Origin of the sequence: Erwinia sp. (assembly GCF_031978025.1) — a bacterium.
In the GTDB taxonomy this organism is placed as follows: Bacteria; Pseudomonadota; Gammaproteobacteria; order Enterobacterales; family Enterobacteriaceae; genus Erwinia.
This window is the reverse complement of sequence record NZ_DALZCD010000081.1, coordinates 1-11,823: the sequence shown is the minus strand read 5'-3', so window position 1 is coordinate 11,823 and position 11,823 is coordinate 1. Positions and strand designations below refer to the sequence as shown.

The 11,823-nt window shown below is 43.2% G+C and carries 9 protein-coding genes; 1 reads left to right on the top strand and 8 read right to left on the bottom strand.

Annotated elements, in window-relative coordinates; all coding sequences use genetic code 11:
- A partial coding sequence (locus RTK32_RS08705) for a DUF2142 domain-containing protein (RefSeq protein ID WP_312043083.1) occupies window positions 1-1,435 on the top strand: 1,435 nt, incomplete at its 5' end.
- Window positions 1,436-1,655: 220 nt separating this feature from the next.
- On the opposite strand, the gene RTK32_RS08700 is transcribed toward RTK32_RS08705, so the two are convergent.
- From RTK32_RS08700 to RTK32_RS08665, 8 genes are all read right to left on the bottom strand, one after another.
- Window positions 1,656-1,994 carry an EamA family transporter gene (locus tag RTK32_RS08700; protein WP_312043081.1) on the bottom strand — a complete coding sequence of 113 codons (339 nt, stop codon included), beginning with the start codon at window positions 1,992-1,994 and terminating at the stop codon, window positions 1,656-1,658.
- Window positions 1,995-1,996: 2 nt separating this feature from the next.
- The gene (locus RTK32_RS08695) at window positions 1,997-2,959 is read right to left on the bottom strand and encodes a glycosyltransferase (RefSeq protein ID WP_312043079.1); all 963 of its coding nucleotides are present in this window, start codon (window positions 2,957-2,959) and stop codon (window positions 1,997-1,999) included.
- 285 nt (window positions 2,960-3,244) lie between these two features.
- Window positions 3,245-4,651: an NADP-dependent phosphogluconate dehydrogenase gene (gndA, locus tag RTK32_RS08690; RefSeq protein ID WP_312043077.1), complete on the bottom strand. Its 1,407-nt coding sequence runs from the start codon at window positions 4,649-4,651 to the stop codon at window positions 3,245-3,247.
- 158 nt (window positions 4,652-4,809) lie between these two features.
- Window positions 4,810-5,649: a glycosyltransferase family 2 protein gene (locus RTK32_RS08685; RefSeq protein ID WP_312043075.1), complete on the bottom strand. Its 840-nt coding sequence runs from the start codon at window positions 5,647-5,649 to the stop codon at window positions 4,810-4,812.
- Complete coding sequence (locus tag RTK32_RS08680) at window positions 5,646-6,542, bottom strand: glycosyltransferase family 2 protein (protein WP_312043073.1); 897 nt, start codon at window positions 6,540-6,542, stop codon at window positions 5,646-5,648. Before RTK32_RS08680 ends, RTK32_RS08685 begins: the two co-directional genes overlap by 4 nt.
- A gap of 39 nt (window positions 6,543-6,581) precedes the next feature.
- Window positions 6,582-10,088, bottom strand: coding sequence for a glycosyltransferase (locus RTK32_RS08675; protein ID WP_312043072.1), 3,507 nt, complete (start codon window positions 10,086-10,088; stop codon window positions 6,582-6,584).
- The gene (locus RTK32_RS08670) at window positions 10,085-11,431 is read right to left on the bottom strand and encodes an ABC transporter ATP-binding protein (RefSeq protein WP_312043069.1); all 1,347 of its coding nucleotides are present in this window, start codon (window positions 11,429-11,431) and stop codon (window positions 10,085-10,087) included. The genes RTK32_RS08675 and RTK32_RS08670 overlap by 4 nt, the downstream gene beginning before the upstream one ends.
- Window positions 11,421-11,823 (bottom strand): ABC transporter permease (locus RTK32_RS08665; RefSeq protein ID WP_312043068.1); only part of this gene is annotated, 403 nt, incomplete at its 5' end. The genes RTK32_RS08665 and RTK32_RS08670, both read right to left, overlap by 11 nt.

Sequence of the window (11,823 nt, the reverse complement as noted above, 5' to 3'; positions counted from 1 at the left end):
CTTTTATATGCCCTTTGTCTATGTACCCCAGGCTGTTTCTTTTTACGTGGGTGAAAAGCTGAACCTGAGTGTTTATTCAACCTACGCGCTAATAAATTACCTTACCTTTGGCGTATGTATTTTAATTTTCTTAGCCGCTTACCGAATATATCCCATCCCTCTTTTCTCGCTTTGCCTGATACTCCTGCCGATGTCGGTTTATCAGATTTTCTCGCCTACCATTGATGGCATAAGCCTGGCGCTTACCTGCCTGGGCATGTCGTTTTTTATGGCATTGCTTAACAGTGAAAAAGATAACACCGGGAAGAACTGGCGCTATAGCCTGGCAGGTCTGGCATTGTGCATTATTATTGTAATCGGCAGCCGCACCAATTTAATTTGCATGGTATTAATCCCTTTGTGGTTGTTCTTCATTTCCAGAAAAAAAACATATTTAGCGGTATTTCTTATAGTATCCGTGATTACGCTGGGCTGGATTGGCTATTCGATAACAAGCTCTTATGCCCCCTCATCGGTGAAACACAGCGGAATAAGCAATGCACAGCTAATATCCTACTACGTCAAGAACCCACTGGTCATCCTTAACATAGCAATTAATACCTTTACAAACGGTGATAAGCTCGCCTTTTACTATAACTCATTGATAGGCAACCTGGCATGGCTTGATGCCCCCATTCATAAAACAATCCGTAACCTTTTCGCTGCAATACTGGTGGCTTCATTACTGACACATCTGATAGCCGGAAAATTAAAAACAAGCCGTGCGACTGCATTTCTTATCGCCATACTGGCTGTTGTATCACTTGCCTTAATTTTCGCAGCGCTGCTGGTACAGTGGTCGACCTTCCCAACGGAGGAAATAGATGGCGTTCAGGGAAGATATTTTATTATTCCTTTGGTCATTCTTGGGTATGCGTTGCCGCAGCTCAGATTCACTAAAAAAACCACTTCCCTGATCCTGGCCAGCCTGTTGGTTGTCTCTGTCGCTACTATTTACGTCACGCTTAATGAGCGCTATCACACCACTATTGATATTCCGCAAGAACGTGACGTGAAGCGTGACGGGGTTATTTATAACCTTGACGGCGCAAACCATTTGCAGTTTGGGATAAACACCCCTAATGGCAAAATCAAGACTGTCAACGTGTTAATGGCCAACTATCGCAACACTGCTAAAGGCATAGTTTCTTTACGTCTCTGCTCAGAAGGTAACTGTGTCGACGCCCGTTCCGATATCAGCAACCAACCTGATAACGCCTACTACACATTTAAATTCAATAAGCCTATAGAAATCACTAACGGGGCCATAACCATGAATTTCTATTTTAAAAAACGTGATAACTCATCTCCGGTAGCACTGTGGCTTTTTGAACAAAAAGATGATGAAACGGTCCGCACTCCTAAAATGCAGTTTAAATATAGTAGTATTAAATAAACGATCTGTAAGTCATGCAGATATCATTTGAGCGTAACCGTAAAAAAGCTATCCGGTGCTTAGCCCGGATAGCCAACACAATAGATACCTGTAGTAATCTTCGCAGTCAGTAACTGCCATCCCCGTAGATAAAAGTAATCATCAGGCTCTAAAGATAAAAAAAATCCGATAGTATAAGCTAACGTCATTTTTCTTAAAGACAGTTTATTTGCAAGCGAGATTAAGATTTTACGGCAACAATGATTCCGATTATAATCAGGGCCACCCCGAAAAAATACTGATAGGTGAACTTTTCGCCCAAAAACAGGTAGCTGCCAATAGGGACGATGGCAAAAGCAAGCGCCATCAGGGGATAGGCCTTACCCAGTTCTATCTTCTGCAAAACCCAGACCCACGCTACCGTCGTGATGCCATAAAGCGCAAAAGCACAAAATAATATTGCCAGCGCGTTAAAAGAAAACATGGTGCCACTTTTATGCATAGCGATGGCGCTAAGCTTAAACATGATTTGACCTGCGGCAATACCGAGAACGCACAATAGCGCGACAAAATAAAACATGATTACTTATACCTGCGATGGAAAGCTCTTTTAGGCGTGTTTGCCACATCATGCCCCACAAAGGCCATAATAAACTGTATGCCGATAATCATTGGTAATGCGGCTAACATTATAGAACCGGACGTGCTAGGAATACCGCTCTGGATAGATTGAACCCAGTGTGAAACACCGGTACAAAAGCCAAACAGCAGCATCAGCAGCCCAACAGGTAACTCTATCGATGCCAGAGACATGTCACGGAGGTAATAATTATAAAAAACTCTCTTACAAAAATTCCTGCCGTGTTTAAATAAAAAGTCGCCGATTATTTTAGAAATCTTAAGATTCGATACCTCTTCTTCATACCTGGCATGCATAGGAATATCAATCACAACGGCTTTTAGCGTGTTGAGCCTGAAAAGCATATCGGATTCGAAAAAATACCTCTTACTTATTTTGTTTAACGGTAAGTTTTCAATGACATCTTTATGGATCGCCGTATAGCCATTCGTCGGATCGAATATATTCCAGTAACCCGAAGATATTTTTGTCATGAAGGACAGAACAGCATTGCCAAACAATCTTATTTTAGGCATGGCCATAATGTTTTCAAGATTAAAGAAGCGGTTACCTTTAGTATAATCGGCTTCTCCACTTATAATCGGCGCGATAAATTCGCACAGTAATGAGGGATCCATCTGCCCATCGCCATCAATCTTAACAATGATGTCAATATCGTCTGCCAGTGCTGCACTGTAGCCATGCATTACCGCGCCACCAACGCCCTGATTAACGCTGTTACGAAGTACTGTTACCCGCTGATCCGTATTCTTTTCTTCAATAAAATCGCCAGATCCTTCTGGACAACAATCATCAACGGCGTAAATTTTATCCACTTCGGGTCCAATGGCCTGAATGACCCCTAAAATGTGGTTTTTTACTTTATAACATGGGATAACAACAGCAACGGCGATCTTTTTACTCATAGAGATTCCTTAAAATGACAAATTGGGAAAGTCCTTTTATAAAATAAAGGAACAGACTAATAAAATTCGTCTTGCAGGTAAACTAAGTTATCAAGTTATTTCAGGCAGGATGAACTTGAAAATATGATGGTCGATGACGAAAGATGCCCGATTTCAGGCAGGTTACCCCTAAAAGAGGATAGCCGGTCGCGCTCAGTTATTTAAAGACAGGCAGGTGAAATTATATTCGGATGATAAAAGGGCTTCAGAATGAAGCCCTTGGAATTACTCATGTAGAAGCTAAAATTAATCCAACCACTCGGTGTGGAACACACCTTCTTTATCAGTGCGCTTGTAGGTATGCGCGCCGAAGTAGTCACGCTGCGCCTGGATCAGGTTAGCTGGCAGCACCGCTGAACGGTAGCTGTCGTAGTAAGCGATAGCTGCGGAGAAGGTAGGCGTAGGGATGCCATTCTGTACGGCATAGGCCACTACATCACGCAGAGCCTGCTGGTATTCGTCGGCGATATTCTTGAAGTACGGTGCCAGCAGCAGGTTAGCGATGTCAGCGTCATCCGCGTAGGCATCGGTAATTTTCTGCAGGAACTGCGCACGGATGATACAGCCGGCACGGAAGATTTTAGCGATCTCGCCGTAGTTCAGATCCCAGTTGTTTTCAGTGGAAGCCGCTTTCAGCTGAGAGAAGCCCTGAGCATAAGACACGATTTTACCCAGATAAAGCGCACGACGCACTTTCTCAACGAACTCTGCCTTATCACCGGAAACGGTCTGCACGGCCGGGCCGCTCAGAACTTTGGAAGCCGCTACGCGCTGGGTTTTCAGCGAAGAGAGGTAGCGTGCGAATACGGACTCGGTGATCAATGACAGTGGCTCGCCCAGATCCAGAGAGCTCTGGCTGGTCCATTTACCGGTGCCTTTGTTGGCCGCTTCGTCCAGGATCACATCAACCAGGTAGTTACCTTCTTCATCTTTCTTGGTGAAGATGTCTTTGGTGATGTCAATCAGGTAGCTGCTCAGCTCGCCTTCGTTCCATTCGCTGAAGGTCTTAGCCAGATCTTCGTTGCTCAGGTTCAGGGCATTTTTCAACAGTGAGTAGGCTTCTGCAATCAGCTGCATATCACCGTATTCGATACCGTTGTGAACCATCTTCACATAGTGACCCGCACCGTCCGGACCAATATAGGCAACACAGGCTTCGCCTTCGGCGCGAGCGGCAATTTTATCCAGGATCGGTGCAACCAGCTCGTAAGCTTCTTTCTGGCCGCCAGGCATGATGGATGGACCTTTTAAGGCGCCCTCTTCCCCGCCAGATACGCCGGTACCGATAAAGTTGAAGCCCTGCTCGGACAGTTCGCGGTTACGGCGAATGGTGTCTTTATAGAAGGTGTTGCCGCCGTCGATCAGAATATCGCCTTTATCGAGGTGTGGCGTCAGAGAAGCGATAGTTTTGTCGGTCGCTTCGCCTGCCTGCACCATCAGCAGAATACGGCGAGGTTTCTCAAGGGATTCAACAAACTCTTCGATGGTGTAGTAAGGCGCCAGCTTTTTGCCTTCATTCTCGGCGATGACTTCATCAGTCTTTTCACGAGAGCGGTTAAAGATGGATACGGTATAGCCGCGGCTTTCGATGTTAAGAGCCAGGTTACGGCCCATTACCGCCATACCTACAACGCCGATCTGTTGCTTGGACATTACATACTCCTGTCTGGGGATTACATAGACTTAAAGCCCGTATTCGATTCATAGTAACTGAAGAGTAAGGGCTGTTGGTAGCAATAGGTGTGATAGGCATCTAAAATGTTCCGCGTAACATGTTTATTATTTAAACAAATCTTACTCAGAGCATTTTATCAGACCATTTTCCAACCGTTCTTATGAAAGAATTTAATCATGGAAGAAGTAAATAGTAGAATATGCTTTAGCCCCTTGCGCGAAGCATTACCGCCATGATGAACAACTTCCACTTGTGGAACATAGGCAACTTTCGTCAGTCTGGCCGCACGCCAACTAAGATCGGTATCTTCAAAATAGAGAAAATAGTCAGGATCAAATCCTTTAAGCTCTTGCAGAATACTGTTTCTGAAAAACATGAAACAGCCACTAACGATAGGAGGATTCCAATAGACACTATGTGGGGTAATATCCTCAGCCATATTATAGTTAGCAAGCCTCTTTTTTAAGATTTTCCTTATGAAAGTTGGCGCAAACCCACGCAGTAAAAGTGTAAAAACACTGGGATAACGTTTACATAAGAATTGTCTTTCGCCATTACGCCAGCGAGCAAGGGGTGAGAGAAGACCACATTCAGGATGCGAGCTTAGAAAATTCAGAGCTACAGTAAGCGTATTCTCTTGCAAAATAATATCCGGGTTAAGGATGAGGTGATAATCCGCATTTGCGCTCATAGCGAGGTTATGAGCACGTCCATAGCCAAGATTTTCACCGGCGATAATAATCTCGCAGAAGGAATACTTTTCTTCCAGGGCGCGGTGATACTCATTCTTTTCTTTATAGCCATTTTCGACCAGTACGACTTCAAAACGCGTGGCTTCACACTTTTCAAATGCGATCTCCAGAGAAGCCATCAGATCAAAGATGTCGTTATCAATATAGTAGGTTACTACAGAAATACGCAGAACTCTGATGGCTGTAGTGGATTGTTTCTCAGCAACGCTGTCGGAGAATTTCATTTTAACTCGCACTTACCTGATTTACTATTAATGCCATCCCAGCACCCGCGAATAATAGCTTTGATATTTTTCAACCTGCGACTGGCAAACAATAGCAAAATAATCATTTTAATAGCAAGCTTATAACAATCCACAATCTTCCAGCTCACCGGTATAAAGTTTCTTTTATAAAGAAGAATAGCATTCCTGACCATATAGTAATGGCGCTGAGGAGAATGCACGGCAACTTTTCGCCCCATAAAGGCAATAGCGTTATCACCCAAAGCATGGCTCATCTGGGCTGAAAAGCAACCATATGAGCGCAAACCTTTTGCGCGTGCACGTAGCGCCCATTCTATATCAACGTAATCAATAAAAAGGGACTCGTCCATCAGACCTGTTACAGCGAACGTACGTACCGGGATTAGCGAACCAGAGGCAATCAAATGATCAACTTCAACAATGTTACTGCTGTCATTTTGCGCCATTTTGATAATGCTTAGCCCCTCGACACGGATAAAGCGCGCCTGGGAAGCCTCTTGTCCATTGGTAAAGTTAGGGCCGATTGCCGCAGCATCAGGTAAGGTTATAAGACCCTGGAGCAGCTCCTCAACCATATCATCGGCAGGCAAACTGTCCTGATCCATGAGCAGGATGTATGTGTAACCCTGCTCTATCGCCCTGGTAATTCCGTAGTTTTGGGCGGCAGCAATGCCCATATTTTCTTGCATTTTTAGCAAAGAGACATTATCCGGGCAGCCTGCAATATACGCTTCCAGTGCTGCCACATTTTCTGAACCATTATCGACAATAACGATATCTACATTGCTGTTGAGCAAGACAGTAACCTGGCGGGATAAGTCTTTAACAACAGGCTGCCAGGTGACCGTAATGGCCAAAATTTTCTCGTTCACATTACATTACCCTGATTAAAAAGGGCCAGAGGCCCTTTTTCAGTAAGCCGAACGATAAATCGCTACCAATTCTTCATATTGTTCATCAAACGAACGAATATGGGAATGAGGAAGGTTTTCTCTGTCCCCGACAGGCAGCTGTCTAAAATGGGCAATGGTATCCATAATTGCTTCTGCCAGCTTCTTGGGATCGTTATCGAAAGGTATAACGATTCCATTTTTTCCTACAATAATATCTTCTGCCGCGCCTCCTGCATCTGAAGTAATGACCCAGACATTACGTAATAGCGCTTCACGTACAGTAAGACCAAAGGTTTCTTTGGCTTGTGTTGGATAAATTAAAACATCAATACTATTGTAGAATTCATCCATATTTTCCTGTGTAAAAGCAGGCGCCAGCTGATATTTATTAAAACTTGCCAAATCTTGCTTACTGAAAGATGAGAAGCCAAGGCTTAATGTGTTATCAATAATAACAACTTCCGCATCCGACGATGGGATATTTTTAAATGCAGCCTGCACAAGATGGAAACCCTTAATTTCAGTGTTTCCGCCGAGATAACCAAATCGGATAGTAGTTGGAACCTGACGTGTCACCTGAATCGCAGGGTAATTAACGCCATTTTTATTCAGCATGGCGTCTTCAAATCCTTCGGAGCGATACAGCTCGTGAGTAAAACGGCTTGGCGTCAATATTTTAGACGCAAGAGCAAGGCTGTCACGCTTTTTATTAAGCCAATAGTCTTTACTTTTGTCAATATTCCGGTCTTTTTCTTGGTAGCTTAAAATAAATTGTTCTTTATAAAGCCACCAAAAGTCATGGGTGGTAACAATGATAGGGATATTTCTTTCAGCGCAAATATCCAACATTGTTACGCCCAAGCCCTGGATTGAATGAAAATGAACTACGTCAGGCTTAACAATGTCAAGTACATCCTTAAATAACGGATCAACCTTATAATTAACAATCTGTTCAGTTTCCTGAATTAAGTGCGGAATGCCAATGCCAAAGCACTCTTGCCCGTAAGCCTCATACCGGCGTAGCTCATACACTGGGGCATACTCTCCCGGTAGCGTAGTCAGAGTATGAATCTGGAAATCATCATTTTTAGAGAAGCGTTTATTTAGTTCCTCGACAACAATAGTCGCCCCGCCAAATGAACGTGGGTTATAGTAACAATTTACTGTAAGAACATGCTTTTTGGTTGAATCCTTCGGGCGCTTAAAACCAGCAATAATTTTACTGACCTGCTCATTCGCAATATTCTCTTGCGAATAATGCTGATAAACAGAAAGACGAGCTTGCTCACCAATACTTTTACGAAGTTCTGCAGAATGTACCAGTCGAGTCAGCGTTTCCGTCCATTCTTCAACCGTGTCACAAAGGAAACCATTCTCACCATGTGTAATAACTCGACTAAATGTCGGCCTTGGTGAACAAACGCTCGGTATAGATAAAATGGAAGCTTCGATAAATTTGATATTGCTTTTAGAATAGTTAAAAACATAATTTTCAAGAGGAGCCAGGCTAATATCACACTCAGCAAGCACTTTCAGATAATCACGATAAGGACATAAATCGATATATTCTACCTGCGATTTAACTTCGTCAAAGCTGGCAGGTAAATTTAAATCGCCTATCAAACGAAAATGGACTTTTTTGTTATTTTTTAGAATATTAACAATAGAATCAGAGGCTTCAAGAAAGTCAATATTGTGTGTAGTTGTTCCTGAACCATACACAATCCTGATTATTCCATCCTCCTGGCTTTTACGACCTGTAGTAACGGACTCTGCAGCAGAAATAGTCTCCGGATCGAGCGCATTTTCCACTACGTAAGCATACTTTGCACCGGCTTTCACCATTTCGTCAGCAAGGTGCTGCGTCGAGGCAAGAGCGCCACTACATTGCAGCATTGCATTTTTGTACAAATGTGCACCGTCCAGAAGGCCGTCAAAAGTCACTTTATCCAAAGACTGTAGCGTCTTACTTTCGCGCAAAATATCTGCATCAAAAATAAGATCGTCCACTTCCCAGAGTGTAGTCAAGTTAAGACGCTTACATTCAGCAAATATTGGATCGAGGCTGGCAAAAGCAGGTACGCGATAAAAAATCACCAGTGAATGCGACTGTAACGCTTTAATGCACTCTTTCTGATGGGCCCAGGGTAGAACCGTTACTTCTATACCTAAAAGATTAAAAAGCTCGACTTTCTGATCAACACGGTATTTTTTGCACTGTGGGATTGAGAGTTCTGCAATAATTAACACTTTCGGGAAGAGTAGTTCTTCGGCACTTACTGTCACAGGAGCAAGCGCTTTGGATTCTACGTTAACTGACAATTGCTGAAGCTGATTAACGTAGCGGAGTTTATTAAAAATACCGGTAATACCGTGCTGATTATAGATATTTTTCGCACGCTTAAAACTTTCACTTAAGCCGTAGTCCTTAATAATGCGGCCTGAGAGGTCAACGCCTTTTTTTACTTTACGTAGTTGAGTTACTGAATGACGTAAAGGTTGAGTCATTTTCCAACTTGTAGAAGTTCTCAAGGCGTGGTTATCATGAGAAAGACGCAAAATTAGTTCGTCTTTTTCTTTAATATCTCTTCTTAATGCTTTCTCTGACTCTTTAAAGTACGCAACGTCTTTTTTAAGATAATCAAGTTTTTTTGCATACTTTTCGCATTGATTTTCAGCTGAAGTCAATTTGCCTTTAAGCGTCGCCCATTCCATTTCAGGGAAAGTTGGTAGGTCCCGCCATGGATTGTTGAACTGATCCTGAATCTCGTTAAAGGAACCATGAATGTTTTTATGGCCCTGAACAACCGTTTCAACCTCGCCGGCAATAACACGCGGCCCCAGAATATTTTTTTCTTTTTTCCTTTTTTGTATAATGCAAAGCGAGTTTACAAAAGTAACGGAATGGATTTCACTGTAATCAACGGTATCGAAATCGACACAATCGTAGTGATCATAAAATGGTTGTAAATACTCTTTTTCCTGCTTTTTACTTCCCCAATGCTCAAAGTTAGGAATGTCGCCCAGTTTTTTCAAAAACGCCATTGAAGAATAGGGATCGTACAAGCCACCTTCAAAATTTAGCCAGTAGCTGCAATGGAGATCTTCAATAATATAAAACCCATCTTCTTCTATCAGGGGGAAATAGAGAAGAAATGATTTAATGATATCAGAAGAGTCGTGTGAACCATCATCAACAATGACATCAAAACGCGGTGATATTTCCGCGATACTGTTTCTGACTCTTGCGGTAGAAGAGTTACCAATAACCAGGCTTATCTTTTTATTTTCATATTCCAGCAGTGCACATCTTTCATTGATATCGCAACCAATAATATTATTAGCATTCCGAAAATATTCAGACCAAATCTCCAGTGATCCGCCGTTTTGTACGCCGATTTCAAGGAAATTAACCGGCTTTTCCTGCAAAGGAGCCAGAACTTCATGGTAGGTCTCTAAATAAATCGTCCACTTGTCGGAAGATTTTCCATGATGATTTTCATAGAGTTCAAAAAGTGTCTTCATTTGATTTCCATCTTAACTTCATCAAATTTTATACCTACCAGACCCCAACGTACTTCACTGGATGAAACATTGATAATCAGCGCATCATGAAGCAAGTGGTGCTGTACATGGTTGTTAATATCGCCATTAGCCAGTGACACCATCATGGCATATTCACCATTTGGCAGCATAGGAAGCGTAAATTTATATTCAGCTTTGATTTTTTCGCCGGCCATAACCGGCACAGGATTAACCGTAGTAAAAGGAAGCGTATTTTCACCAAACAGAACCTGTCCCAGACGATCCTTTACCAGAAAACCGATAATGGGAGCATCAAAATCCTGATGAACCGTTGCTTCAACCGTCAGTTTAACGACCTCGCCACCTTTATAAATATGTCGGGTATTATCCGTTTTAACATCGGTAAAGGTGACGCAATTGATTTCACCTCCGCCTGTTTTCCAGCCATTGGCTTCAGAAAGGTTATCTTCAATACCATACTGAGTATTGTAATTTACCGCTGACTCAAGTGCTGCTACTGCATTGTCATCAACTCTTGAAGTATGAGTGATGTCTTCAGACATCGGCGAAGCCTTCAGGCTTTCAAGCTTTGCCTCATCGCCGTAAACTTCCTGAAGCGTATATTGCAGGTATTTTTCCGCAATATCCTTCGCCTTGCCGGAAGTAATCATTTTTCCCTGATGAAGCCAGATAGCCTTATCACAGAGGTTAATCACCGAGCTGGTATCATGACTGACAAAAAGTAGCGTGCCGTTTTCTTTAAATTTACGGATAAAGCGCATACATTTTTGCGTAAACACGGCGTCGCCGACAGCCAGTGCTTCATCCACGACCAATATATCCGCATCGACATGAGCTATAACAGCAAAAGCAAGGCGCACGTACATGCCGCTAGAGTAGGTTTTTACCGGCTGATCTATGTGTTCGCCGATTTCGGCAAAGGCCAGAATGCTTTCATAGCGGTCTCTGATTTGCTCATTGGTCAGGCCATACAGTGACGCGGCCATGAAAACATTTTCATGTCCTGTAAATTCCGGATTAAACCCCGCGCCCAGCTCCAGCAGGGCGGCGATTTTACCGCCAACTTTCACCTGCCCATCTGTTGGATTCAATGTCCCACAGATCATTTGTAACAGGGTCGATTTACCCGAACCGTTTCTGCCAATTATCCCGACTGTTTCTCCCTTTTTTAAGCTAAAGGAGACATCATTTAGCGCCCAGAAATCGCGGTAGAGCTTTTTACGGCTACGATAAAACATTTGTAAAAGCCGATCTTTAGGGGAGTTATAGATTTGATAACACTTACTGAGTCCCTGAACGGTAATAATATCTTCAGATGACATCTGCAAACCCCTTGCGCGTTTTCTGGAAAAAGTAAAAACCAGCCCAGGCGATAACAGTACTTATCACAAAGCCGGTTAGCCATGATCCCATATCAGGAATTGTTCCCCAGTACATAACTGCCCTGGCCTGTTCAATAAAGTGTGCAAGTGGGTTTAGCAACAGCCACGAGCGGATGCTGGCCGGTAGAGCAGACGTAGGGAAAAATATAGGCGACAGGAACATCAGCACCATAGTTATAATACCGACAAGCTGGCTGACATCTCGAATATAAACGCCTAAAGCAGCCAGAAACCAGCTTAGTCCCATCGTCAGCAATATCAGGGGGACTAGCACCAGCGGCAGCAGTAGCAGCGTCAGATGCGGGATGCCCACTTCAATAACGTAAAACACC

Bases quoted from the DNA above. Each gene is read 5' to 3' on its own strand.
- RTK32_RS08700 (WP_312043081.1), bottom strand. From the start codon at position 1,994: ATGTTTTATTTTGTCGCGCTATTGTGCGTTCTCGGTATTGCCGCAGGT.
- RTK32_RS08695 (WP_312043079.1), bottom strand. From the start codon at position 2,959: ATGAGTAAAAAGATCGCCGTTGCTGTTGTTATCCCATGTTATAAAGTA.
- gndA (WP_312043077.1), bottom strand. From the start codon at position 4,651: ATGTCCAAGCAACAGATCGGCGTTGTAGGTATGGCGGTAATGGGCCGT.
- RTK32_RS08685 (WP_312043075.1), bottom strand. From the start codon at position 5,649: ATGAAATTCTCCGACAGCGTTGCTGAGAAACAATCCACTACAGCCATC.
- RTK32_RS08675 (WP_312043072.1), bottom strand. From the start codon at position 10,088: ATGAAGACACTTTTTGAACTCTATGAAAATCATCATGGAAAATCTTCC.
- RTK32_RS08670 (WP_312043069.1), bottom strand. From the start codon at position 11,431: ATGTCATCTGAAGATATTATTACCGTTCAGGGACTCAGTAAGTGTTAT.